The organism is Saccharothrix sp. DSM 118769 (genome assembly GCF_052936295.1).
Genome location: NZ_CP193627.1, coordinates 9,518,695 through 9,542,911 on the forward strand (window position 1 = coordinate 9,518,695; position 24,217 = coordinate 9,542,911).

Consider the following 24,217-nt stretch of genomic DNA (forward strand, 5'->3'; position numbering starts at 1 on the left):
CGGCACGGCCCTCCGGCGGGTAAAGTCCCACGCAATCGCTTGCGCACAGGCCCGAACGGGGACGAGTCCATGGTCACCATGCGGGAGGTCGCCAGTCTCGCCGGCGTCTCCATCACCACGGTCTCACACGTGATCAACGAGACGAGACCCGTCGCGGCCGGCACCAGGGAACGGGTCCTCAAGGCGATCGAGGAGACCGGCTACACCGGTGACGCCATCGCGCGCTCGCTGGTCACCGGTGGCACGAAGTCGCTGGGCCTGGCCGTGTCGCTCGTGTCGCACCCGTACTTCGCCGAGCTGATCGCGGCCATCGAGGGCGAGGCCACCCGCGCCGGGTACTCGCTCGTGCTGATCGACACCCAGGGGGACGCCGAGTCCGAGCAGGCCGCCGTGCGGATGCTGCGCTCGCGCCGCGTGGACGGTGTGCTGCTCACGCCCACGTCCGGCTCGGCCGCGCTGCCCGAGCTGCGCCGGCTGGGCGTGCCGACCGTGCTGGTGGACCGGCTGACCGTCGCGCAGGACACCGACCAGGTCGGCCCGGAGAACGTGCAGGCCACGTCCTCGCTGGTCCGGCACCTGGCGGAGCTGGGCCACCGGCGCATCGGCCTGGTCCGCGGCACGCCGGGCCTGGCCACCACCGACGAGCGCGTCCTGGGCTACCGCCTCGGCCTCGGCCGGGCCGGGCTGCCGTGGGACGAGTCGATCGTCGCCGCGTCGCTGGAGCCGCTGCTCGGGCAGGTCACCGGGGTCGTGGTGGGCGGGCACCAGGTGCTGGTGGAGGTGCTGCGCACGGCCCGCGCGCACGGCGTGCGGATCGGCTCGGAGCTGGCGCTGGTCACCTACGACGAGGTGGAGTGGGCCGAGCTGGTCGACCCGCCGCTGACCACCGCGGCCCAGCCGGTCGAGGAGATCGGCCGCACCGCGGTCCGCCTCCTGCTGTCCCGCATCGAGGACCCGACCCGGCCGCCCGAGACGATCCGCCTGCCGCCCGTGCTGAGGCACCGGCAGTCCTGCGGCTGCCACTAGGCCCGTTCCACCGCAGGCCCGTTCCACCGCGGGCCCCCGGCACCCGGCTCACCGCACGCCCGGCTCACCGGCCGTCGCGCTCCAGCAGGGCCGCGGCCTCCAGCGCCATCCACCCGCCCAGCTGCACGGACAGGTCGCGCTCCGGAGCACCGCCCGCCGGCCGGCCGGCGGGCTCCGACCACTCCGGACCGAACAGCGGCCCGCCCTCCACGACGGCCCGGTTCGCCCACACCGCCTCCGCGGACCGGAGCACGAGGTCGGCCGCGCGGGCCGCCTGGGGACGGCGCAGCCGCAGCGCCGCCTGCGCCAGGTAGCGGGTGAGGATGCCGGTGAACAGCCCGCCGTCGCCCCCGCCGTGCCCGCGCAGCACGCCGTCCGCCGCGAGGTGGTCGCCGACCGCGTCGACGATCCGCGCCGCCACGTCGTCGTGCTCGCCGCCGAGCTCGACGCACGCGCCCAGCACGACGCCCTGGCAGTAGGTGTAGAGGTTGTGCTCGACCTCGCGGACCGTGCCGTCCGGGTGGACGTGCAGGCCGTCCCACAGCAGGCCGGTGCCCTCGTCGCGCAGGCTGCCCTCGACCCAGTCCACGATGGACCGCGCCCGCCCGCGCTCGCCGAGGCGGGCGAGGAAGATCGCGGCCGGGCCGTTCGCGGGCACGTTCTTGAAGTCGTCGTCCGTCTTCCACCAGATCCCGCCGCCGGCGTCGTCGGTCCACGCGTCCCGCAGCCGGCGCGCGATGACCCCCACCGCCCCCGGCCGCGACACCCGGCCCTCCCGCCCGGCCCGCTGGAGCGCGAGCCCCAGCCACGCGACGTCGTCGTAGTAGTCGTTGACCCAGCGGCCCAGGTTGCGCAGCCGGATGCCGCGCACCAGCCGCTCGACCAGCTCCTCCCGGTCACCGCGCGGCGCGCGCAGCTGGGCGTCGAGCAGGCAGTCCAGCAGGTGCGCCTGCCACCAGTAGCCGAACCGGACGTGCGCGCGGTCCGGCGGGTCGGCGGGCCAGTGCGCCAGCCCCAGGGCCGTGCCCGGCAGCCCCCAGAGCCGGCGGACGTGCCGCGACACGACGGCCCGCTCGGCCGCCCCCGCCCGCGCGGTGTGGGTCTTCGGTGTGCTCACCCCACCAGGGTGCCCGCCGATCACGGGTTCAACTGATCACGGGTCCAACTGATCATCCGTCCAACCGGTCACGGGCCCAACCGGTCACGGGCCCGGCCGGTCACGGGCCCGGCCGGAACAGCTCCCAGTGGTAGAGCGCCATGGCCACGCTGGTGGTCAGGTTGTAGCTGGACACGCCCGGCCGCATCGGCAGCGACACCACGACGTCCGCCCGCTCCCTCACCGCCGCCGACAACCCGTGCCGCTCGGACCCGAACGCCAGCACGGCGTCGTCGGGCACCCGGAAACCCCGCACGTCCACGCCGCCGGCGTCGAACGCGACCACCGTCCCGCCGATCTCCCCGACCCGGTCCACCCGCGCCACGGGCACCGCGAAGTGCAGCCCGGCCGCCGCCCGCACCACCGTCGGGTGCCAGGGGTCGACGTCCCCGGTGGACCACACGCCCCCCGCCCCGAACCCGGCCGCCACCCGCACGACCGCGCCCAGGTTGCCGAGGTTGCGCGGGTTGTCCAGCAGCACGACCGGCGCGCCCGGCCGAACCCCCTCCGCCGCGGGCCGCACCGCCACCGCCCCCACCCCGGTCGGGTGGGTCCGCCCCACGACCCGCTGGAACCCGGCGACGTCCACCACCTCGGCCCGTTCGAACACGTCCACCAGGTCGGGCGCGTGCGAGCGGGCCAGCGCGACGGCGGCGTCCCGGTCGAGCGCGACCAGCCGCTCGACGGTCGCGCCGAACCGGACGGCGTGCTTGACCGCGTGAAAACCTTCGAGGACGACTCGCGACACCCGGAGATCGTAGTCAGGCCGGCGTCCGGGCCGTGTCGAACTTCAACCCGACCTTCCGGTAACCGGGCACGTCGCGCACCGTCAGCGAGGCCTCGACCTGATTTCGCGCGTTGTGGGAAACGGTCAACGCGTAATCGTCCCGCCCGGGCAGCACACCGACGTGCTCGAACTTCACCGCCCACTTCTTCGGCACCAGGACCCGGTGGCTCACGAGCCGCGCGGTCTCGCCGAACGACGAGGTGAACCGGTCGGGTCCGTGCCCGAGGACGAACGGCAGGCACATCGCGGGCCAGAACACCTCGACGACCGCGGTGAACTCCTCGCCACGCGTGAGCGGGCGGTCGAAGTGGATGAACGACCTGAGCCTCCGGTCGCCCGACCGGCGGTGCGTCACGTCGAGCCTCGCACCACCGACACCGTCGACCTCCGGTGATCGCACCTCGATCCTGACCCGATCCCGGTGCTTCGCGGGCCAGTCCCAGTCCACGGCGTCGTGGAAGCTGACGAAGTCGAGCCTGTCGCACTCCGCCGAGATGGTGAAGAGCAGCCGCTGCCTCACGTCACCGTTCTCGGCCACCCGCACTTCCTGGTCCCACGTGATGACGCGCCAATTGGCCCCCATCCCTTGTTCGACAAGCCCGCAGTAATGGGCCAGGAGATTCGAGTAGAGGTCTAACCGCCAAGCGGTTCTCCTGCGCGTGAACCATTTCACACCGATCGCCTCCCGGTCAGCGTAGAACGGGGAGGGGAGCGGAGCGGTCGAAGTAGGTCCAACAGCCGAACGGGCCGCTGAGCCGGTTCAGCGACACGCCTCCGGCGTGCGCGCCGACGAGGTTTGTCCAGCGCGTCGCTTCAGGTAGTACCCGACCCACGACGTGATCACCGCGAGCGCCACCAGCACCTGCACCGGGCGGGCCGCCGCGTCGGGGTACAGCACGCCGTCGATGTAGGTGTCGATGAAGCCGCTGACGAGCGGCTCCTGGCCGGCGGCCGTGCGGAAGGTGTTCTCCAGCCAGGTCAGGGGGCAGGCGAGGGGGAACAGCACGACCAGCAGGCCCCACGTGGCCATCGCCAGGTGGAAGTACAGCAGCCTCGGCCAGCGCCAGGCGAGGAACCCGCCGACGACGAGGAAGAGCAGGACCCCGAAGTGCACCACCATGACCAACTCGGCTGACGCGCGCGCGACCATAGCGACCTCCTCCCTGAACCCAGGGTAGGCCCGTCGGCGATCACGCGCGCGCCAAATGCGAACGGTCTTCAGCCTCGCGGCAGGGCCTGCCACGGCACGTTGCCCGCCAGGTCCAGCAGCAGGTCCGCCAAGTGGCCCAACGGGGCCTGGAGCAGCGGCGCGGGCACGGCGGCGGCCAGGGCGTGCTCGTCGAACGCGATGGCGACGCCCTGCGCGCGCGGGTCCCGGAGCAGGGCCTGGGGCAGGCCCGAGGCGAGCAGCGCGCCCGCGAACGCCGGGTTGCGGCGGCGCACCTCGTACCGGGCGTCGAAGTTCGGGTCGCCGGACGGCACGAACTGCTCGAACAGGCCCCACACGCCGTCCTCGCGCGGGCTGATCAGCACCCACGGACCGGGCATGGGGCGCGGCACGACGACGACCGAGTAGGTGCGGTACTCGGACGTGACGACGTTGTCCGTCCGCAGCACGACCTCGACCGCCAGCACCGGCACGCCGCGCCAGTGGCCGACGAGCTGGAACTTCACCCGGCTCCGGTCGGCCTCCAGCATCCGGCCGATCTGCGGGACGCGTTCCTGGAAGCCCTGGTCCTCGGCGACGAACCGCCACCCGAGGGACGCCTCCAGCGCCCGCATCCGCTGCTCCCACCCGGTCACGAACCCCTGGTCCGCGAACGGGTTCCGCTTCCGGCGCGACAGCCCGACGGCGACCCCGGCACCGAGGATCGCCACGATCACCAGGAGCAGGACCAGGGCGGTCATGTCAGGCCAGGCCCAGGTCCGCGAGGTCCAGCAGGTACCGGTACGGCAGGCCCGCGGCCTCGACGACCTCGCGCGCGCCCGTGCCGCGGTCCACGACGGTGGCCACGCCGACGACGGTCGCGCCGTGCTCCTTGAGCGCCTCCACGGCGGTGAGCACGCTGCCCCCGGTGGTGGAGGTGTCCTCGACGGCGAGCACGCGCCGGCCGGCGACCTCGACGCCCTCGATCTGCCGCTGCATCCCGTGCTGCTTGGCGGACTTGCGCACGACGAACGCGTCCAGCACCTCGCCGGACGCCACCGCCGCGTGCATCATCGCGGTGGCCACCGGGTCCGCGCCCAGCGTGAGGCCGCCCGCGGCGACGTAGTCCCAGTCGGCGGTGAGCTGCCGCAGCAGCCGGCCGACCAGCGGCGCGGCGGCGTGGTGGAGGGTCGCCCGGCGCAGGTCGACGTAGTAGTCGGCCTCCTTGCCGGAGGACAGCGTGACCTTGCCGCGCACGACGGCCAACTCGCTCACCAGCCGCGCCAGCTCGGCCTTGGCCGCGGGGTCCAGAACCACTTCAGTTCGCACGGGTCCCAAGACTGTCACACCGGGCCGTACGCTGGCACACCGTGACCCTTCCCGGCACCCACACGCTGTTCCTGGAACAACCGTGGACGGCGCGCAGCCTGTTCCTGCGCACCCGCTTCCGGATGGACGTCCGCGACGAGCGGGGGACGCCGCTGGCGACCGTGGCCGAGCGCCGGGGCCCCGGGCCGCTGCGCAGGCTGGTCCGCGCCACCGGTTTCTCCGGCCGCACGGGGTTCGACCTGGTCCTGGCCGACCGCGGGCAGCCGGTGCTGCGCGTCGTCAAGGGCGTCGGCCGCCCCCCGGTGCAGGTCCTCACCCCGGCGGGCGCGCTCGTCGGCACGGTCCGCAACGAGGGTCGGGGCGCGGCGGGGCTCTACGACGCGAACGGCAACCGCCTGGCGTCGCTCGGCGAGGTGGCCGGTTTCACGACCCGCCAGATCACCGAGCGCGAGGGCCGCAGGGTCCGCCGCGACACCGTCCGCCTCCGGCCGGGCACCCCGGAACCGGTGCGCTCGCTGGCCATCGCCGCCGCGGTCGCCCACGACGTGGTGCGCGGCGTGGGCACGAACCACGCCGGTGGGGGCCCGATCGACCTGCCGTTCTGACCGAACGGCAGGTCGGCGCACCCTCAGGTCCTACCAGGCGTCCTCGGTGAACCCGCGCGGCTCGTCGTCGTCGCCGCGCCCGCCCGGCCGCGGCGACCCGGCCGACACCACGTCCTCGGGGTCGTCGCCCTCCCGGATCGCGGTGTAGGCGCGCTGGAGGTCGGGGACGCCGGCCTGCAACGCCCGCTGCACGCCGTCGTCGTCCACCGCGCGGCCCGAGGCGATGTCCTCCCAGGACAGTTCGCCCGCGTCCACGCGCCGGGCCAGCTCCTTCAGCTCGCGCGGCGCCCCCGGGCCGTTCGCGAACCGGGAGATCTCCGCGAAGTCGGCCTGGCCCAGGCCGCGCGAGCGCATCCGCACCTGGCTCGCCTGCCGCGCCGTCCGCTCGACGTCGGCGATCCGCGCCTCCACGTCGGCGACCAGCCCGTCGAGGCGGGCCCTGTCGTAGGGGAACGTCACTGCCCACCACCCCCGGCGCCCGACTCCGCCGGCACCGGGGCCGGTGCCGAGGGCGGCGGTTGCTGGTAGCGGCCGTGCGCCGCGGTGCCCGCCTTGCCGAGCGAGTAGCCGCCCATGGCGACGCCGATGGCGCCGGACTTGGCGGCGGCCACGCCGTCGTCGTACTTCTGCCTGCCGTCCTGGTAGCCGTCGACCACGTCGAGCAGGTCGTTGACGTCGCGCACGTCCTTGAGCTTGGCCAGCGCGGTGCCCATGGCGACGATGCCGTCGACCATGCCCTTGACGCCCTCGATCAGCGTCTGGATGGAGATGATGATCTTGCGGATGGCGTCCACGATCTGGATCGCGTCGTAGACCATCCACACCGCGCGGCCCCAGCCGACGACGGGGATCCACGCCGTCATCGCGGCTTCCATGAGCTTGCCGACGAGCATGTCGAGCAGCGTCAGCGCCAGCCCGCACGCGGTCCGGCAGGTCTTCGCGGTCGACTGGAACTGGTTGCCGATGATCCGCGCGACCTGCGAGTCGGCCTCGATGGCGACGACCCACACGGTGCCCATCCGGGTCTCGAACGCCTGCGCGGCGTCGCCCTCCCAGTGCGGGCCGAGCTGCTTGGCGCCCTCGCCCACGTTGTGCCGCACCGAGTCCAGCGCCTTGGCGACCCGGTCCCACGCGTTGGCGTTCGCGTCGATCTTCTCGAAGTCGCCCAGCAGCGGGTTGATCAGCGACTCGACGAGGTTCTCGCCGGTGACCTTCTCGTAGATCCAGTTGACGCCCTGGATCTTCCAGCCGGCCTTCTCGATCAGCTCCCTGGTGGACTGGCGACCGGGCCGGTCCTCCGCCGCCGCGTTGAGCGCGACCGACGGGTCCTCGACATCGGCGTACGCGGTCATTCGCCGTCACCGCCCAGCGCGGGCACGGGCGAGACCTCGGCCAGCCGCTCCAGCACGCGGTCGAGGTAGCTCATCGCCATCTCCTCGCCCCGCTGGTACACGTCGGCCGCCGCGGTCAGCCCCTCGGCCTCCTTGACCATCCTCTGGTTCGCGAGGTCGAGCGTCTCCCCGTACAGGGCGGCGACGCCGGTGACGACCGGCTGGAGCAGCGAGAGCAGCCCGGTGAAGCCGGAGGTGTCGCCCCCCTTGGCGATCGCGTGCTCCTTGATCGCCAGGAAGTGCTGCGCGTTGCGGGTCAGCAACTCGCCGTACCCGCGGAGCTCTGCCGGCTCCACCCTGAACTGTTCACCCACGGACGGTCCTCCCTGTTCCACCTCAGGGGGTCCGACGAGCGGCGCGCCGCCCGGGTTCCACGCGATCTAGGTGCGCCCCCGGCCGCCCGCCACGCGCGACGCGATCCGGCGCAGCAGCGGGCGCGGGACGAGGCGGGCGAACAGGGTGATGGCCTTGTACTGGGCACCCGGGATGGACAGCTGCCGGCCGGCCCGCAGGTCGGCGAGGGCGTCGTGCACGAGCCGCTCGACGTCCACGTAGAGCAGGTCGGGCGTCTTCGACATGTCGATCCGCGCCCGCTGGTGGAACTCGGTGCGCACGAAGCCGGGGCACAGCGCCATCACGCGCACGCCCGTGCCCGCGGTGGCCATGCCCATGCCCTCGGAGAACGACGTCACCCACGCCTTGTCGGCGCTGTAGGTGGTGCCGCGCCCCGGCAGGAAACCGGCCACGCTGGACACGTTGACCACCGAACCCCGGCCGCGCGCCACCATGCCGGGCAGCGCGGCCCTGGTCAGCCGCAGCACGCTGCGCACGTTGACGTCCAACTGGGACTCCAGCGCGGCCGGGTCGGCGTCCACGAACTCGGCGGACAGCGCGAACCCCGCGTTGTTGACCAGCAGGTCCACCTCGTGCGCGGCGAGGTGGTCGGCCACGGCGGCGCGGCCCTCCTCGGTGGCGAGGTCGGCGGGCAGCACCCGCACGGCCACGCCGTGCGCGGCGCGCAGCTCGGCCGCGGCGCGCTCCAGCCTCGCCTCGTCGCGGGCGACGAGCACCAGGTCGTGCCCCTCGGCGGCGAGGCGGCGCGCGAACGCGGCCCCGATGCCCGAGGACGCGCCCGTGACCAGGGCGGTCGGTGGCGTCACTGCTTCCCCCCGAACTGCGGTCGGTGGATCTCGGCGCCGGGGTCGTCCTCGGCGTCGAACGGGTCGACCACGTCGGCCAGCTCGCCGAGGTCGCGCAGCAGCCGCTCGATGCGGGCCGGGGTCGAGCCGGGCGGCGCGGCGGCCAGCACCCAGTCGTTCTCCAGCCACACGACGGTGACGTCGGCGCCGATCTCCTCGGCGGCGTCCACCAGGTCGGGGGTGATGAGCTTGCGCGCGGCGGGCAGCTCGCTCACGAACGCGTACCGCGAGCCGACCGGTCCGAGCAGGTCGGGCATCTGGTCGCGCTGGAACGGCACGCTGGGCAGCCACAGCTCCACGACCACCGGCAGCGCACGCCGGCAGCGCACGCCGACCAGCACCGAGTTGATCTTGCCGCCGGTCTCGTGGTCGAGCACGTAGACCTGGCGGCGACCGTCGGCGGTGAAGGTCGACCCCGCCACCACGTCCTTGGCGACGCCCGCGCCGTAGTACGCGATCGCGCCGCTCTCCCACCGGGTGGGCAGCACGTGGTCGGTCTCCTCGAACTGCCAGCCGCGCAGCGCCGCCCATCTGCGACGCTCGCGGTTACGCGCGGTTCGTTGCGCCCGGTCGGTGGCGAGCAGGGCGAACCCCGCGACGCCCGCGACCGCGGCGACGGTGAACCAGACCCACGCCGGTATGCCCACGGGTGCGAGAGTAGCGGGACCCGCCGCCGGAGCGAAGATCACCGGCGGCGCGGCACGCGCAAACGGATCAAGCTGTTACCCGGAAGGCGGCACCCGGCACCCCACCGGGGGGTGGGACGCCGGGTGCCGGGGGAACGCCGGGGGAACGCCGGGGGAACGCCGGGGGAACGCCGGGGGAACGCCGGGGGACGCCGCTAGCCGCGCCCGACGATCAGGCCGGACTGGTCGTCGACCACGTCGACCCTGACCACGTCGCCGTCGCGCACCTCGCCGGCCAGCAGTTCCTTGGCCAGCTGGTCACCGATCGACGACTGCACGAGCCGCCGCAGCGGGCGCGCGCCGTACACCGGGTCGAAGCCGTTCAGCGCGAGCCAGTCGCGGGCCGACGGGGTGACCTCCAGGGTCAGCCTGCGCTGGCCCAGGCGCCGCGCGAGGCGCTCGACCTGGATGTCCACGATGGAGGTCAGCTCCTCGGTGGCCAGCGAGTGGAACACCACGACGTCGTCGAGCCGGTTCAGGAACTCGGGCTTGAAGTGGGTGCGGACGACGCCCATCACCGCGTCCTCGCGCTGCCGCTCGTCGAGGTTGGCGTCCGCGATGACCTGCGAACCGAGGTTCGAGGTCAGCACCAGGATGGTGTTGCGGAAGTCGACCGTGCGGCCCTGGCCGTCGGTGAGGCGGCCGTCGTCGAGCACCTGGAGCAGCACGTCGAACACGTCCGGGTGAGCTTTTTCCACCTCGTCGAGGAGCACCACGCTGTACGGGCGGCGCCGGACGGACTCGGTGAGCTGCCCGCCCTGGTCGTAGCCGACGTAGCCGGGGGGCGCGCCGACGAGCCGGGCCACCGAGTGCTTCTCGGAGTACTCGCTCATGTCGATGCGGATCATCGCCCGCTCGTCGTCGAACAGGAACTCGGCGAGCGCCTTGGCCAGCTCGGTCTTGCCGACGCCGGTGGGGCCGAGGAACAGGAAGCTGCCGGTCGGGCGGTCGGGGTCGGCGACGCCCGCGCGAGTGCGGCGCACCGCGTCCGACACGACCCGCACCGCCTCGCCCTGGCCGACGACGCGCTTGGCCAGCTCGTCCTCCATGCGCAGCAGCTTCGCCGTCTCGCCCTCCAGCAGCCGGCCGGCCGGGATGCCGGTCCAGGCGGAGACCACGTCGGCCACGTCGTCCGGGCCGACCTCCTCCTTGAGCATCACGGCGGCGTCCTGCGTGGTGCGGGTGGCCTCCTCCAGCTCCTTCTCCAGGGCCGGGATGCGGCCGTAGCGCAGCTCCGCGGCCCGACCGAGGTCGCCGTCGCGCTCGGCCCGCTCGGACTCGCCGCGCAGCTGCTCCAGCTGCTCCTTGAGGTCGCGGACCTTCTCGATCGAGCCCTTCTCGTTCTGCCAGCGGGCGGTGAGGCCGGCCAGGGCCTCGCGCTTCTCGGCCAGCTCGGCGCGCAGCGCGGCGAGGCGTTCGACCGAGGCCGCGTCCGACTCCTTGGCCAGCGCCATCTCCTCGATCTCCAGCCGCCGGACCGCGCGCTCGACCTCGTCGATCTCGACCGGGCGGGAGTCGATCTCCATGCGCAGCCGCGACGCCGACTCGTCGACCAGGTCGATCGCCTTGTCGGGCAGGAAGCGGGCGGTGATGTAGCGGTCGGACAGGGTGGCGGCGGCGACCAGGGCGGCGTCGGTGATGCGCACGCCGTGGTGCACCTCGTAGCGCTCCTTCAGGCCGCGCAGGATGCCCACGGTGTCCTCGACGGACGGTTCGCCGACGAAGACCTGCTGGAAGCGGCGCTCCAGGGCCGGGTCCTTCTCGATGCGCTCGCGGTACTCGTCCAGGGTGGTCGCGCCGACCATCCGCAGCTCGCCGCGCGCCAGCATCGGCTTGATCATGTTGCCCGCGTCCATGGCGGAGTCGCCGCCCGCGCCGGCTCCCACGATCGTGTGAAGTTCGTCGATGAACGTGATGACCCGGCCCGCGGAGTCGGTGATCTCCTTCAGGACGGCCTTCAGCCGCTCCTCGAACTCGCCGCGGTACTTCGCGCCGGCGACCATCGCGCCCAGGTCGAGCGCCACCACGCGCTTGCCCTTGAGGGACTCGGGCACGTCGCCCGCCACGACGCGCTGCGCCAGGCCCTCGACGATGGCGGTCTTGCCGACGCCGGGCTCGCCGATCAGGACGGGGTTGTTCTTGGTGCGCCGGGACAGCACCTGCACGACCCGGCGGATCTCGGCGTCGCGGCCGATGACCGGGTCCAGCTCGCCCTTGCGGGCGCGCTCGGTCAGGTCGACGCCGTACTTCTCCAGCGCCTGGTAGGTGGTCTCCGGGTCGGGGCTGGTGACCCGCGCCGAGCCGCGCACCCTGGTGAACGCCTCGCGCAGCGCGTCGGGGGTCGCGCCGTGCCGCTTGAGCAGGTCGGCCACCTGGCCGCCGTGGTGGGCCAGGCCCACCAGCAGGTGCTCGGTCGAGACGTACTCGTCGCCCATCCCGGTGGCCAGCTCCTGGGCCTTGCCCAGGACGCGGACGGCGTCGCGCGAGAGCTGCGGCGCGGAGACCGACGAGCCGCTGGCCGAGGGCAGCGCCCGGGAGAGCTGCTCCAGCTCCTTGCGCACCTGGTCCGGGTCCGCGCCGACCGCGGACAGCAGCGGCGCGGCGAGGCCGTCGCCCTGGGCCAGGAGGGCGGCGAGGAGGTGGGTGGAGGTGACGTCCGGGTTGCCCCCGACGGTCGCCGCCTGCACGGCGGCGGACACGGCCTGCTGGGTCTTCGTGGTCGGGTTGAAAGCGTCCATTCCTCACCTCGGTCGGGTGTTCGTGCGCGCGGGCCGGCGGTCCGCGCCGGCTCTCGTCCTGCTCAACGTCAGAAAAGTTGAGCCTGTTCCGCTCAACCTAGCCGAAGCACGTGACGTGGGCCACGTCGGCTCGCCTGTTCGCCTGTTCGCCGGCTCGTCGACTCCGGGCTCCTCGGCCCGTCGGGCGAAACTCCGGTGCGCCGACCACGCGCGGGCGTGAGGATCTCCGCATGACCTCTCTCGTGCACCACATCACCGTCGACTGCCGGGACGCGTACGCGCTGGCGGAGTTCTGGAGCGTCGTGACCGGGCGGCCCGTCGGCGACGACGACCAGCCGGGCGACCCGGAGGCGCTGGTCGAGCTGCCGTCCGGGCCGGGACTGCTGTTCATCCAGGTGCCGGAGGGGAAGACCGTCAAGAACAGGCTGCACCTCGACCTCCAGCCCGACATCCCCCGCGACGCCGAGGTCGAGCGGCTGCTGCGCGCGGGTGCGACACTCGTGGACGACCGACGCCGTCCCGACGGGACGGGGTGGGTCGTGCTGGCGGACCCGGAGGGCAACGAGTTCTGCGTGGAGCGGAGTGCGGCCGAGCGTGAGGAACAGGGCTGAGCACGTCACCCGGATGTCGCACGCGGTTGTCCACACGGTGACGCGAGTTGTCCACAATCCGCAGGTGGGAATCCACAGGCGCGGTGCGGGACCGCACCAGTGCGGGTCGCGTTCGTCCGGTGAGGTGACGCCTCCGGCCCCTGCGGCGCGCGGCTCCTCGGTGGGGGTCGCGCCCGGTCACCCGCCCGGGTCCCATCGGACTCTTCGTGCCGAACATGGCCGGGGGAGTAGGCCAAGAAGCCCTGTTTCGGTATAAGTGATGGGGAATGACCACCCGTTGGTCGGAACGACTCGCGACCCTCGGTAATCGCACTGCACTCGAAGGTGGCATCAAGGAGTCAACCAGCCAGTTGACGGGTTAGGGTCCCCTCGTCGGGGATGGAAGCTTGACGAGGTAGCGCCTTGCTGGCGCCGCTGGAAACGTGGAGACTGCGCCCGGACCATGACTGCGAACGCTGTGTTGAGCCCCATCCCGAGCCCTCCGCACCGAGAACCTCCTCCTGGCGTCACCGCGATGGTGCGGATGATCCGGGAGAGCTTCGCGGTGGTGGAGCCGCGCCAGGAAGAGGTCGCGAAGTTCTTCTACGGCATGCTCTTCAGCCTGGCGCCCGCGACCCGCGAGATGTTCCCCGCGAACATGGAGGTCCAGCGGAGCCGGTTGCTGCGCGCGCTCGTCCACGTCGTGCAGATGGTGGACCGCCCGGACGACCTGATCCCGTTCCTGCGCCAGCTCGGCCGTGACCACCGCAAGTTCGGTGTCGTCAACGTGCACTACGAGTCGGTCGGCACGGCGCTGCTGGCGGCGGTGAAGAAGTTCGCCGGGCCCGCGTGGACGCCGCAGGTCGAGATGGCCTGGGCCGAGGCGTACACGATCATGGCGCGCGCCATGCAGGAGGCCGCCGCGGCCGACGACGGCCCCGCGTACTGGCACGCCACCGTGCTGGAGCACCAGCGGGTGAGCTGGGACCTGGCCGTCGTGCGGCTGCAACCGGACCACCCGGTGAACTACCGCGCCGGCCAGTACGTGAGCGTGGAGACGCCCCAGCGCGCCCGCCTGTGGCGCTACTTCACACCGGCCAACGCGCCGCGCGACGACGGCATCATCGAGTTCCACATCCGCTCGGTCGAGGGCGGCTGGGTCAGCCGGTCGATCGTCGGGCACACGCAGCCCGGCGACGTCTGGCGCATCGGCCCGCCCATGGGCCGGCTGTCGGTCGACCGGAAGTCCGGGCGCGACGTGCTCATGGTCGCCGGCGGCACGGGCGTGGCGCCGATGCACGCGATCATCGACGAGATGGCCAAGTGGGGCGAGAACCCGCGCGTGCACCTGTTCATGGGCGGCCGGACCCGCGAGGACCTGTACGACCTGGACAACCTCCAGCGGTTCGCGATGACCAACCCGTGGCTGACCGTCGTGCCGGTGCTGGAGTCGGACCCGGGCGCGCGGGGCGTGGAGCAGGGCACGCTGGCCGACGTGGTCACGCGGTACGGGACGTGGCAGGACCGCGACGTGCTGGTGTGCGGGTCGCCGTCGATGATCCGCGCCACCGTGTCGCGGATGCTGGTCGCCGGGACGCCGCTGGACCGGATCAAGTACGACCCGTTCACGCTGGACTGACCGCTCCCGTCCTCGGCTCCGCCCCGACTACGCCCCCGGCCCTGGCGACGGCCTTGGCCCTGGCGGCACGGGCGAACAGCCGCGAGCAGGCGAGGAGCGGCGCGCAGGCGAACAGCCGCGAGCAGCGGCGCACAGGCGGCGGGGCCTGGGCGGCAGCGGCGGTCAGCGGGTGCGAGCGGCCGGGCTGGGATCGGCCGGGCTGGGATCGGCCGGGCTGGGATCGGCCGGGCTGGGATCGGCCGGGCTGGGATCGGCCGGGCTGGGATCGGCCGGGCTGGGATCGGCCGGGCTGGGATCGGCCGGGCTGGGATCGGCCGGGCTGGGATCGGCCGGGCTGGGATCGGCCGGGCTGGGATCGGCCGGGCTGGGATCGGCCGGGCTGGGATCGGCCGGGCTGAAGATCACGGGCCGGGGATGGCCGGCTGGGGTGGCTGACCGGGGTGGGCCGGCGGTGGGTGGGGATGGTCGGGTGGTGCGTCGCGGGGTTCCTCATGTGCAACCGAGTGGCCGGACCCCCGTTTACGTACACCTCAGGGCCGATGATCACCCGATCGTGTCGCCGCCCCCGGTCTGATCAGCGCTTCTTCGCCGGCTTCCAGACCACCAGGGCCGTCTCGTGCCGCACCGGCACGAGGTCGCGCCGGTACGACGCGTGCACCGAGGCCGCCGCGTGCTCGGCCGCCGCCAAGGCCTGCGCCAGCTCCTCGGTCAGCTCCTGCACCCTCGTCCGCAGGGCGCCGACCTCGTTCTCCAGCTCGATGATGCGCTTGACGCCCGCCAGGTTGACGCCTTCCTCCTGGGACAGGCGCTGCACCTCGCGCAGCAGCACGATGTCGCGCATCGAGTACCGCCTGCCGCCGCCCGACGTGCGGCCCGGGGAGACCAGGCCCATGCGGTCGTAGGCGCGCAGGGTCTGGGCGTGCAGGCCCGACAGCTGGGCGGCCACGGAGATGACGAAGAACGGCGTGTCCTCGTCGGTGCCGGGCGGGAACGGGAAGCTCACACCGACCTCTTCTCCAACAGGGCGTTGAGCTCGGCGCGCGGGTCGTGCTGAGCGGTGGCCGAGGCGTAGTTCTCCAGTGCTTCGCGGGCGTCGGCGTCCATGTTGTTGGGCACGGCCACCTGGAGCGTGATGAGCAGGTCGCCGACCTGCCCGTCGCGCCGGGCGATGCCCTTGCCCTTGGCCCGCAGCACGCGCCCGCTCGCCGTGCCGGCGGGGACCTTCAACGTCACCTTGCCGTCGAGCGTGGGCACGGTCAACGTGGTGCCGAGCGCCAGTTCGGGGAACGTGACGGGCGTGGTGAGGGTCAGGTCGTTGCCGGTGCGGCCGAAGACGGGGTGCGGCGTCACGTGGACGCGCACGAACAGGTCGCCCGCCGGGCCGTTGTTGCGGCCGGGTTCGCCCTGGCCGGCGAGGCGGATGCGCTGCCCGTCGTCGACGCCGGCGGGGATGCGGATGGTGAGGGTGCGGGTCTTGGTGCTGACGCCGTCGCCGCCGCACTCGGGGCACGGGTCGTCGATGAGCCGGCCGGTGCCGCGGCAGTCGGCGCACGGCTCGCTGAACGCGAACGCGCCCTGGCTGCGGGTGACGAGGCCGGCGCCGCCGCAGTTGGTGCAGGTGCGGGGGGACGTGCCGGGGCGGGCGCCGGACCCGGTGCAGGTGCCGCAGGTGGCGGGGCTGGCGAGCCGCATGGGGACGGTGGCGCCGCGCACGGCCTCGGTGAAGTCGATGCGCACGTCGGTCTCGACGTCCTCGCCGCGCCGGGGGCGGGTGGCGGACGCGGTGCCGCCGCCCCGGCGGTTGAACAGCCCGCCGAGGAGGTCGCCGAGGCCGCCGCCCATGCCGCCGGCCTGCTGCTGCCGGTTGAACAGGTCGCCGACGTCGAACCCGCCGCCGCCACCGGTGCCGAAGCCGCCGGGGAACCCGCCGCCCCCGGCGAAGAGGCGGCGGGCTTCGTCGTACTGCTTGCGCTTCGCGGCGTCGGACAGCACGCCGTACGCCTCGGAGACGGCCTTGAAGCGCGCCTCGGCCTTGGCGTCACCGGGGTTGGCGTCGGGGTGGAGCTCCCGCGCCAACTTCCGGTACGCCTTCTTGATCTCGTCGGCCGAGGCGTCGGAGGAGACGCCCAGTTCGCGGTAGAAGTCCTTCTCGATCCAGTCCCTAGCGCTCATCGGACGCCGCCCCCTTTCCTAGTCCTGCTGGTCGTCCGCGGCCGGTGCGGCCGCGGGCTCGTGGTCGGTCACCGCGACCAGCGCGGGCCGGAGCACGCGCTCGCCGAAGCGGTAGCCGCGCCGGAGCACGGCGGTCACGGTGGGTCCGCTGACGTCGGGTGACGTGCTGTGCTGCACGGCCTCGTGGACGGACGGGTCGAACTCCTCGCCGTCGTGCCCGAACGGCTCCAGGCCGGTGGCGTGCAGGGCGTTGACGAGCTTGTCGGCCACCGCCTTGAACGCGCCGGTGAGGTCGCCGTGCGCGCCGGCCCGCTCGATGTCGTCGAGCACGCCGAGGAGTTCGCCGGCCACCTGCGCCTTGGCGTTGGCCACGACCGCCTCGCGGTCGCGCTCGACGCGCTTGCGGTAGTTGGCGTACTCGGCGGTGAGCCGCTGGAGGTCGGCGGTCCGCTCGTCGAGCTGGGCCTTCAGCGCGACGGACGGGTCGTCGGCCACCTCGGGCGCCGCGTCGGGCGTCACGTCGGACACGGCCTCGGCGGGGGCCTCCGGGGCCACCTCGGGGGTGGTCCCGGAGGTCGGGGCGTCCTCGACGTCCAGCGTGCCGGACGCCGGGGCGTCCTCGGGGGCGGCGTGGCGGCCACCCCCGTTCGCCGGGGCCTCGGCCGCGGCGCCGTCCGCCTGGACGCGCACCTCACCGGTGTCGGGGTCGACGCGCCGGCGGTCGTTCACGACCACTCGGGGCTGCTCCTCGGACTGGGTCACTTCTTCTCGTCCTCGTCCACGATCTCCGCGTCGACCACGTCGTCGGCCTTGGGGGCGTCACCCGCGGTGGACTGGCCACCCGCGGCGCCCGCGGCGTCGGCGGTGGGCGCGGTGTTGGCGTACAGGGACTGGCCGATGGCCTGCGACTCGGTGGCGAGCTTCTCCACCGCGGTGCGGACCTTGGCGATGTCCTCGCCCTTGAGGGCCTCGGTGGTCTCGGCGAGGGCGGCCTCGACCTTCTCCTTGACCTCGGCGGGGATCTTGTCCTCGTTCTCCTTGAGGACCTTCTCCGTCTGGTAGACGAGCGTCTCGGCCTGGTTGCGGACCTCGGCCTCCTCGCGGCGGCGCTTGTCCTCCTCGGCGTGCGCCTCGGCGTCCTTGATCATCTGCTCGATGTCGTCCTTCGGCAGCGCGGAGCCGCCGGTGATCGTCATCCGCTGCTCCTTGCCCGTGCCCATGTCCTTGGCGGACACGTGCACGATGCCGTTCGCGTCGATGTCGAAGGTGACCTCGATCTGCGGGACGCCGCGGGGCGCGGGCGGCAGGCCGGTCAGCTCGAACATGCCGAGCTTCTTGTTGTCGGCCGCGAAGTCGCGCTCGCCCTGGAAGACCTGGATCTGCACGGACGGCTGGTTGTCGTCGGCCGTCGTGAAGATCTCGGAGCGCTTGGTGGGGATGGTCGTGTTGCGCTCGATGAGCTTGGTCATCACGCCGCCCTTGGTCTCGATGCCCAGGGACAGCGGGGTGACGTCGAGCAGCAGGACGTCCTTGACCTCGCCCTTCAGCACGCCGGCCTGGAGGGCCGCGCCGACGGCGACGACCTCGTCCGGGTTGACGCCCTTGTTGGGCTCGCGGCCACCGGTCAGCTCCTTGACCAGCTCGGCCACGGCGGGCATGCGGGTCGAGCCGCCGACGAGCACGACGTGGTCGATGTCGCCGACGCTGATGCCGGCGTCCTTGATCACGTTGTTGAACGGGGCGCGGGTGCGCTCCAGCAGGTCGTTGGTGATCCGCTGGAACTCGGCGCGGGACAGCGTCTCGTCCATGAACAGCGGGTTCTTGTCCGAGTCGACCGTGATGTAGGGCAGGTTGATGGAGGCGTTGTTCGAGCTGGACAGCTCGATCTTCGCCTTCTCCGCGGCTTCGCGGATGCGCTGCAGCGCCATCTTGTCCTTGGTCAGGTCGATGCCGTTGCTCTGCTTGAACCGGTCGACCAGCCAGTCGACGATGCGCTGGTCCCAGTCGTCGCCGCCGAGGTGGTTGTCACCGGAGGTCGCGCGGACCTCGACGACGCCGTCGCCGAGCTCCAGCAGCGAGACGTCGAACGTGCCGCCACCGAGGTCGAAGACCAGGATGGTCTGCTCCTTCTCGCCCTTGTCGAGGCCGTAGGCCAGGGCGGCGGAGGTGGGCTCGTTGACGATGCGCAGGACGTTGAGGCCCGCGATCTGGCCGGCCTCCTTGGTGGCCTGGCGCTGCGAGTCCTCGAAGTAGGCGGGGACGGTGATCACCGCGTCGGTGATCTCCTCGCCCAGGTACGCCTCGGCGTCGCGCTTGAGCTTCATCAGCACGCGCGCGCTGATCTCCTGCGGGGTGTACTGCTTGCCGTCGACGTCGGCGGTCTTCCAGTCCGTGCCGATGTGCCGCTTCACGGACCGGATCGTCCGGTCGACGTTGGTCACCGCCTGGTTCTTGGCGGGCTGACCGGTGAGCACCTCGCCGTTCTTGGCGAAGGCCACGATGGACGGGGTCGTCCGCGAGCCCTCGGAGTTGGCGATCACCGTCGGCTCGCCACCCTCGAGAACCGCGACGACGGAGTTGGTCGTCCCCAGGTCGATGCCGACCGCTCGCGCCATTTGGATTCCTCCTGGTAGTGCGTCTGTGAGAGCCCCGCGTTGAGCGGTCCCGGCTCAAGTTTGCCAGGTCTTCCGGACTTGAGTCCAGTCGGCTCAACCTTCCTGCCTGTCCAACGACCGGGGCCTCCGGGGTGTTCCCGGCGGGACGTGATCCGCGCCACCCCGGACGCCGGACGGCCCCGGCCGACCGGTGTCGACCGGGGCCGGGGCCGTCGCCGACCACCGCTGCTCCTCGCTGACCGCGACTACCTCGTGCGGACCGCCACGTTGCCGCTGTCGCTGCGCAGCACCAGCTCGACGGCGGCGCCGGCGTCCTCGCGCACGTCGACGACCCGGTCCCCGCTGTCCGCCACCGCGTCCACCCGGTACGCCCCCTCCGGCACGCGGACCAGCACGTTGCCGCTGCTCGCGGAGGCGTGCACGGGCGCCGCGACGGCCATCTCCACGTCCACGTCGCCGGAGCCGTTCTCGACGGTCACCGCGCCGCGCATCCCGGACAGCCGGGCGTTGCCGGAGTCGACCCGGCCGCTGAAGGCGCCGCCGACCGAGGCCGCCTCGACGTCGCCGGAACCGTTCTCCACCCGCACCGCGCCGCTGACGTCGCGGAGCACGGCGTTGCCGGAGTCGACCACGACCTCGACCGAGGCCACGCCCTCCAGGCGCACGTCGCCGGAGCCCACCTCGCCGGTGACCCGGACGTCGGCGGACGGGACGACGACCTCGTAGTCGACCGAGCACGGGTTGCCGCAGCCGTCGAGCACCAGGACGTCCCCCTCCAGCCGGTGCGACTCGCCGCTCGGCCGGTCCGACGACTTCGGGTACCGCACCTGCCGCCGGACGTCGGTGGACGTCGCCCCCGTGCCGCTGCGGACGACCACGTTGCCCGACCCGTTCTGCACCCTGATCTCGGCGACCCGCCCCGTCACCGCGTGCCGGTCGTCGAAGCCCTCCTGCACGAGCCGCACGCAGGACGTGAGCGGCACGACCGCCGCCACCGCCACGACCGCGAACCACGCGATCCGCTTGACCACGACTGCCCCCTCAGACATCACCCGTTCGTCGTGACCACGCTAGGGCGGCGCGGGGGGCCGCCACACCGGGGAGACCCCCGAGGGCGTGCGGGGGTTGTCCCTACCCCCGGCCCGGTCAGGCCAGGGCCTCCACGACGGCGCGCAGGGCGGGCGCGGCGCGGGCCGGGTCGCCGAGGAAGCGCTGCGAGGCGATGACGTGCGCGTCGGTCATCCGCTCCCACACCATGCCCTGCACGGGCACCTCGGTGACGACCAGCCGGAACGGGCGGACGTAGCGGCCCAGCCGGTTCTCCACGCCGCGGACCACCTCGCCGATGGGCAGCGCGCCGCGCGTGGTGGCGTGGTGGCGGGCGTAGTCGTCGGCCGCCTCGCCGAGGGCGAGCACGGCGGCGCGCAGGGCGGGCCGGACGCGCAGGGACTGGCTCCCCGGGTCGGTCGGCGCCGGGGACGACGCCTCGGCGCGCACGTGGTCGAGGACGTCGGCCCACCAGCCCAACCACTCGTCGACCGCCGCGGCGCGGTCGACGCCCGCCGGGACGACGACGGGCACGGACGGGTCGAGGCCCGGCAGCTCGGGCACGGTGTCGACGGAGAGGGCCAGGGTGTCGCGCACGAACAGGGCGGTGGTGACCGCGCGACTGGTCCCGTGCGACACCTGCCACGACTCACGCCTGGGGAACCCCATGCCACCCAGTGTCCCGCGCGAAGGTCATCCGGCGGGCATCAGAAGGGACACGACGGGCTCGAACTCGTGCGCCATTGGGGGGATTTCCGCGATCAGGCCCTGGATCAGCAGCCCGTCGAGGCCCGCGAGCAGCGCCCGCACCGCCACCGGGCCCGCCGCGCCGATCGACGGGCCGACCGCCTCGGCGACCAGGTCGAGCCACCGGCGCGCCGCGGCGCGCAGCTCCGGCCGCCGCGCGGCCAGCAGGTACAGCTCGTACTCGGCCATCGTGCGGCCGCGGTGCGGGCCCACGGCGTCGGCCAGGAACCCGGCGACCGCCGCCGGGGTCGGCGCCAGGGCGCGGAAGCTCGCCGCCATCTCCTCCGCCGACCAGGTCAGCGTCGCGACCAGCAGGTCGTCGAGGGTCGCGTAGTAGTAGGTCGCCGAGGTCGCGGGCACACCCGCCTCGCGCGCCACGGAGCGGTGGCTCACGCCCGCCACGCCGTCCCGCTCGACGACCCGCAGCGTCGCCTCCAGCAGGGCGCGCCGCCGCCGGTCGCCGCGCGCCCGCCGCCCGTCAGCCACCGCCGCCACCCACTACCCGCCGGTCGCGCCCGTCACCCGCGCCCGCCGGCGCTGCCCAGCTCGATGGCGACGACCCCGGCGATCACCAGCAGCAGGCCCACCACCACGGTCGCGTTCATCGGCTCCTTGAACAGCACGGCGCCGACCGTGGCCACCGCGGCGATGCCGAACGCGCACCAGATCGCGTACGCCACGCCGATCGGCAGGCCCATCTGAAGGGTCTTGGCGAGCGCGGTGAACGCCACCAGGTACCCCACGACCACCACGATCGAGGGAATCGGCTTGGAGAACCCCTCGGACAGCTTGAGGGACACCGTGGCGACGACCTCACCGACGATCGCCACCGCGAGGGCCGCGTAGACCAGCACAGGAGTCCCCTCACGACAAGTTGAACAAGTGTTCCAGAAGTGTAGCCGCTCTATGTGATCGCACACGTCCAAGTGGTTACCGGTCAGTAATCGGGCGTAGGCTGCCCAGCCAGGAGCACGGACGAGAAAGGCCGCCACCACAATGGGAGCCCTCCAGCTCACCCTCGGCGCCATCGGCGTCGCCGTCAGCGTGTACGCCTGGGGTCTGTTCGTCGCCGGTGTGATGCGGATGATCCGGATCATCCGCCTCGGCCAGCCGGACGCGACGCGCAACGGCCCGTTCTGGCCGCGCCTCAAGACGCTGGTCGTGGAGTTCGCCGCGCACACCCGGATGGCCAAGTTCCGCAAGGTCGCCCCCTGGCACTGGATGGTGATGTGGGGCTTCCTCATCGGGTCCGTCGTGCTGTTCGAGGCGTACGGCGAGGTCTTCTACCCCGGCTTCCACTGGCCGGTCATCGGCACGTGGTCCGCGTGGGCCCTGCTGATCGAGCTGCTCGGCCTCGGCACGGTCGTCGGCGGCGTGGCCCTCGCGGTCATCCGCCAGCTCAACCACCCGCGCCGCGCCGACCGGCTGTCCCGGTTCGCGGGCTCCAGCTTCAAGTCCGCCTACTTCGTCGAGGCGGTCGTGATCATCGAGGGCCTCGGCATCCTCGGCGTGAAGGCGTTCAAGCAGGCCGCCGGCCTGGAGGACCCGCCGCTGTGGTCGTCCTTCGTCACCGCGCCGCTGTCGACCGTCCTGCCGTCGAACCCCGACTGGGTCTCGGTCATGGCGATCATCAAGCTGCTGTCCGCGATGGTGTGGCTGGTCGTGGTGGCCAAGAACCTCACCATGGGCGTCGCGTGGCACCGGTTCAGCGCCTTCTTCAACATCTACTTCAAGCGCGAGGACGACGGCGGCGTCGCCCTGGGCGCGCTCAAGCCGATGATGAGCGGCGGCCAGGTCCTCGACCTGGAGGAGGCCGACCCCGACAAGGACGTGTTCGGCGTCGGCAAGGTCGAGGACTTCTCCTGGAAGGGCTGGCTGGACTTCAGCACCTGCACCGAGTGCGGTCGCTGCCAGTCCCAGTGCCCCGCGTGGAACACCGGCAAGCCGCTGTCCCCGAAGCTCGTCATCACCCAGCTGCGCGACCACGCGTTCGCCAAGGCCCCCTACCTGCTCGCCGGCGGCAGCAAGGACATGGCGGGCGACGAGGTCGGCATCACCGAGGACAAGTACGAGGACTACAAGAAGCGCCTGGAGTCCATCGACGTCCTGGCCATGGCCGAGTCCGAGCGCCCGCTCATCGGCGGCGTGGACGAGATGGGCGTCATCGACCCCGAGGTGCTGTGGTCCTGCACCACGTGCGGCGCGTGCGTCGAGCAGTGCCCGGTGGACATCGAGCACGTCGACCACATCGTCGACATGCGCCGCTACCAGGTGCTGATCGAGTCGAACTTCCCGTCCGAGCTGGGCGGCATGTTCAAGAACCTGGAGAACAAGGGCAACCCGTGGGGCCAGAACTCCAAGGACCGCCTCGCGTGGACCGAGGGCCTGGACTTCGAGGTGCCGGTGTTCGACGGCGAGCTGGGCGACACCGAGTACCTGTTCTGGGTCGGCTGCGCGGGCGCGTTCGAGGACCGGGCGAAGAAGACCACGCGGGCCGTGGCCGAGCTGCTGCACACCGCGGGCGTCAAGTACACCGTGCTCGGCCCGGAGGAGTCCTGCTCCGGTGACCCGGCGCGGCGCGCGGGCAACGAGTTCCTGTTCCAGATGCTGGCGCAGCAGAACGTCGAGGTGCTCAACACCGTGTTCGACGGCCGCGACCCCGGCCAGCGCAAGATCGTCGTGACCTGCGCGCACTGCTTCAACACCCTGGCCAACGAGTACCCGCAGGTCGGCGGCCAGTACGAGGTCGTGCACCACACGCAGCTGCTCAACCGCCTGGTGCGCGAGCGGCGGCTGGTGCCGGTGGCCGAGATCGCCGAGGACGTCACCTACCACGACCCCTGCTACCTGGGTCGCCACAACAAGGTCTACGAGGCGCCGCGCGAGCTGGTCGGCGCGTCCGGGGCCACGCTGCGCGAGATGCCGCGGCACGGCGACCGGTCCATGTGCTGCGGCGCCGGCGGCGCCCGCATGTGGATGGAGGAGCGCATCGGCAAGCGGATCAACGTCGACCGCGTGGACGAGGCGCTCGGCACCGCGCCGTCGAAGATCGCCACCGGCTGCCCGTTCTGCCGCGTGATGCTCACCGACGGCGTGACGGCCCGCCAGAACGAGGGCGTCGCCGCGCCGCACGTCGAGGTCGTCGACGTGGCGCAGCTGCTGCTGACCGCCGTGCGGCGCGGCCAGGACCGCGAGGCGCAGGACGTGCCGACGGACGAGACGTCCACCGGCACCCCGCTGCCGGACGAGGACAAGGCCGCGACCAACTAGGTCCGCCCCGTGCACGGCCGAACGCCCCCCTCCGCACCAGGCGGAGGGGGGCGTTCGGCGTCCTGCCGGTCCT

26 protein-coding genes are annotated in these 24,217 nt (G+C 72.8%); 5 read left to right on the forward strand and 21 right to left on the reverse strand.

Annotation, left to right across the window (positions count from 1 at the left end; genetic code table 11):
* Nucleotides 1-69 precede the first annotated feature (69 nt).
* On the forward strand, nt 70-1,026 hold the full coding sequence (locus ACRAKJ_RS40995; RefSeq protein ID WP_438920191.1) for a substrate-binding domain-containing protein: 957 nt from the start codon (nt 70-72) through the stop codon (nt 1,024-1,026).
* A gap of 64 nt (nt 1,027-1,090) precedes the next feature.
* Here the strand turns inward: ACRAKJ_RS40995 and ACRAKJ_RS41000 are convergent, their stop codons facing one another.
* The 6 genes from ACRAKJ_RS41000 to pyrE all read right to left on the reverse strand — a co-directional run bounded on the left by ACRAKJ_RS41000 (nt 1,091) and on the right by pyrE (nt 5,433).
* Complete coding sequence (locus ACRAKJ_RS41000; RefSeq protein WP_438920192.1) at nt 1,091-2,143, reverse strand: glycoside hydrolase family 76 protein; 1,053 nt, start codon at nt 2,141-2,143, stop codon at nt 1,091-1,093.
* Between the two features lie 100 nt (nt 2,144-2,243).
* Nucleotides 2,244-2,930 carry a TrmH family RNA methyltransferase gene (locus ACRAKJ_RS41005; RefSeq protein WP_438920193.1) on the reverse strand — a complete coding sequence of 229 codons (687 nt, stop codon included), beginning with the start codon at nt 2,928-2,930 and terminating at the stop codon, nt 2,244-2,246.
* A 13-nt stretch (nt 2,931-2,943) separates the two neighbouring features.
* Nucleotides 2,944-3,507: a hypothetical protein gene (locus ACRAKJ_RS41010; protein ID WP_438920194.1), complete on the reverse strand. Its 564-nt coding sequence runs from the start codon at nt 3,505-3,507 to the stop codon at nt 2,944-2,946.
* Between the two features lie 222 nt (nt 3,508-3,729).
* Entirely contained in the window at nt 3,730-4,119 is a 390-nt protein-coding gene (locus ACRAKJ_RS41015; RefSeq protein ID WP_438920195.1) for a DUF2784 domain-containing protein, read from the reverse strand.
* A 68-nt stretch (nt 4,120-4,187) separates the two neighbouring features.
* Complete coding sequence (locus ACRAKJ_RS41020; RefSeq protein ID WP_438920196.1) at nt 4,188-4,877, reverse strand: hypothetical protein; 690 nt, start codon at nt 4,875-4,877, stop codon at nt 4,188-4,190.
* 1 nt (nt 4,878) lies between these two features.
* A complete protein-coding gene (pyrE, locus tag ACRAKJ_RS41025; protein ID WP_438920232.1) occupies nt 4,879-5,433 on the reverse strand; it encodes an orotate phosphoribosyltransferase in 555 nt (184 codons plus the stop codon).
* Nucleotides 5,434-5,486: 53 nt separating this feature from the next.
* Here pyrE and ACRAKJ_RS41030 point away from each other — a divergent pair, with 53 nt between their 5' ends.
* Nucleotides 5,487-6,050 (forward strand): hypothetical protein, encoded by a 564-nt coding sequence (locus ACRAKJ_RS41030; protein ID WP_438920197.1) that lies wholly within the window; start codon nt 5,487-5,489, stop codon nt 6,048-6,050.
* Between the two features lie 30 nt (nt 6,051-6,080).
* Here the strand turns inward: ACRAKJ_RS41030 and ACRAKJ_RS41035 are convergent, their stop codons facing one another.
* The 6 genes from ACRAKJ_RS41035 to clpB form a co-directional block, all read right to left on the reverse strand.
* Entirely contained in the window at nt 6,081-6,509 is a 429-nt protein-coding gene (locus ACRAKJ_RS41035; protein WP_438920198.1) for a hypothetical protein, read from the reverse strand.
* Nucleotides 6,506-7,402 carry a WXG100 family type VII secretion target gene (locus ACRAKJ_RS41040; protein ID WP_438920199.1) on the reverse strand — a complete coding sequence of 299 codons (897 nt, stop codon included), beginning with the start codon at nt 7,400-7,402 and terminating at the stop codon, nt 6,506-6,508. The genes ACRAKJ_RS41035 and ACRAKJ_RS41040 overlap by 4 nt, the downstream gene beginning before the upstream one ends.
* Complete coding sequence (locus tag ACRAKJ_RS41045; RefSeq protein WP_438920200.1) at nt 7,399-7,755, reverse strand: hypothetical protein; 357 nt, start codon at nt 7,753-7,755, stop codon at nt 7,399-7,401. Before ACRAKJ_RS41045 ends, ACRAKJ_RS41040 begins: the two co-directional genes overlap by 4 nt.
* Before the next feature lie 66 nt (nt 7,756-7,821).
* Nucleotides 7,822-8,601, reverse strand: coding sequence for an SDR family NAD(P)-dependent oxidoreductase (locus tag ACRAKJ_RS41050; RefSeq protein WP_438920201.1), 780 nt, complete (start codon nt 8,599-8,601; stop codon nt 7,822-7,824).
* Nucleotides 8,598-9,287, reverse strand: a complete 690-nt coding sequence (locus ACRAKJ_RS41055; RefSeq protein ID WP_438920202.1) for a hypothetical protein — start codon at nt 9,285-9,287, stop codon at nt 8,598-8,600. The genes ACRAKJ_RS41050 and ACRAKJ_RS41055 overlap by 4 nt, the downstream gene beginning before the upstream one ends.
* Before the next feature lie 194 nt (nt 9,288-9,481).
* Nucleotides 9,482-12,064 carry an ATP-dependent chaperone ClpB gene (gene clpB, locus ACRAKJ_RS41060; protein WP_438920203.1) on the reverse strand — a complete coding sequence of 861 codons (2,583 nt, stop codon included), beginning with the start codon at nt 12,062-12,064 and terminating at the stop codon, nt 9,482-9,484.
* Nucleotides 12,065-12,294: 230 nt separating this feature from the next.
* Between clpB and ACRAKJ_RS41065 the strand changes: the two genes are divergently transcribed.
* Nucleotides 12,295-12,675: a VOC family protein gene (locus ACRAKJ_RS41065; RefSeq protein WP_438920204.1), complete on the forward strand. Its 381-nt coding sequence runs from the start codon at nt 12,295-12,297 to the stop codon at nt 12,673-12,675.
* 514 nt (nt 12,676-13,189) lie between these two features.
* On the forward strand, nt 13,190-14,293 hold the full coding sequence (locus ACRAKJ_RS41070; protein WP_438920205.1) for an FAD-binding oxidoreductase: 1,104 nt from the start codon (nt 13,190-13,192) through the stop codon (nt 14,291-14,293).
* A 162-nt stretch (nt 14,294-14,455) separates the two neighbouring features.
* On the opposite strand, the gene ACRAKJ_RS41075 is transcribed toward ACRAKJ_RS41070, so the two are convergent.
* The 9 genes from ACRAKJ_RS41075 to ACRAKJ_RS41115 all read right to left on the reverse strand — a co-directional run bounded on the left by ACRAKJ_RS41075 (nt 14,456) and on the right by ACRAKJ_RS41115 (nt 21,725).
* Nucleotides 14,456-14,698 carry a hypothetical protein gene (locus ACRAKJ_RS41075; RefSeq protein WP_447008833.1) on the reverse strand — a complete coding sequence of 81 codons (243 nt, stop codon included), beginning with the start codon at nt 14,696-14,698 and terminating at the stop codon, nt 14,456-14,458.
* 169 nt (nt 14,699-14,867) lie between these two features.
* Nucleotides 14,868-15,296: a heat shock protein transcriptional repressor HspR gene (locus ACRAKJ_RS41080; protein ID WP_438920206.1), complete on the reverse strand. Its 429-nt coding sequence runs from the start codon at nt 15,294-15,296 to the stop codon at nt 14,868-14,870.
* Nucleotides 15,293-16,465 carry a molecular chaperone DnaJ gene (gene dnaJ / locus ACRAKJ_RS41085; RefSeq protein ID WP_438920207.1) on the reverse strand — a complete coding sequence of 391 codons (1,173 nt, stop codon included), beginning with the start codon at nt 16,463-16,465 and terminating at the stop codon, nt 15,293-15,295. The genes ACRAKJ_RS41080 and dnaJ overlap by 4 nt, the downstream gene beginning before the upstream one ends.
* An 18-nt stretch (nt 16,466-16,483) precedes the next feature.
* Complete coding sequence (gene grpE, locus ACRAKJ_RS41090) at nt 16,484-17,227, reverse strand: nucleotide exchange factor GrpE (protein WP_438920208.1); 744 nt, start codon at nt 17,225-17,227, stop codon at nt 16,484-16,486.
* A complete protein-coding gene (gene dnaK, locus ACRAKJ_RS41095; RefSeq protein ID WP_438920209.1) occupies nt 17,224-19,080 on the reverse strand; it encodes a molecular chaperone DnaK in 1,857 nt (618 codons plus the stop codon). The genes grpE and dnaK overlap by 4 nt, the downstream gene beginning before the upstream one ends.
* 245 nt (nt 19,081-19,325) lie before the next feature.
* Entirely contained in the window at nt 19,326-20,129 is an 804-nt protein-coding gene (locus tag ACRAKJ_RS41100) for a DUF4097 family beta strand repeat-containing protein (protein ID WP_438920210.1), read from the reverse strand.
* Between the two features lie 97 nt (nt 20,130-20,226).
* Complete coding sequence (locus tag ACRAKJ_RS41105; protein ID WP_438920211.1) at nt 20,227-20,796, reverse strand: hypothetical protein; 570 nt, start codon at nt 20,794-20,796, stop codon at nt 20,227-20,229.
* A 24-nt stretch (nt 20,797-20,820) separates the two neighbouring features.
* Complete coding sequence (locus ACRAKJ_RS41110) at nt 20,821-21,369, reverse strand: TetR/AcrR family transcriptional regulator (RefSeq protein WP_438920212.1); 549 nt, start codon at nt 21,367-21,369, stop codon at nt 20,821-20,823.
* A gap of 23 nt (nt 21,370-21,392) precedes the next feature.
* Complete coding sequence (locus ACRAKJ_RS41115; protein WP_438920233.1) at nt 21,393-21,725, reverse strand: SMR family transporter; 333 nt, start codon at nt 21,723-21,725, stop codon at nt 21,393-21,395.
* Nucleotides 21,726-21,870: 145 nt separating this feature from the next.
* On the opposite strand from ACRAKJ_RS41115, the gene ACRAKJ_RS41120 reads away from it, so the two are divergent.
* Complete coding sequence (locus ACRAKJ_RS41120; protein ID WP_438920213.1) at nt 21,871-24,144, forward strand: heterodisulfide reductase-related iron-sulfur binding cluster; 2,274 nt, start codon at nt 21,871-21,873, stop codon at nt 24,142-24,144.
* The last annotated feature ends 73 nt before the right edge of the window (nt 24,145-24,217 follow it).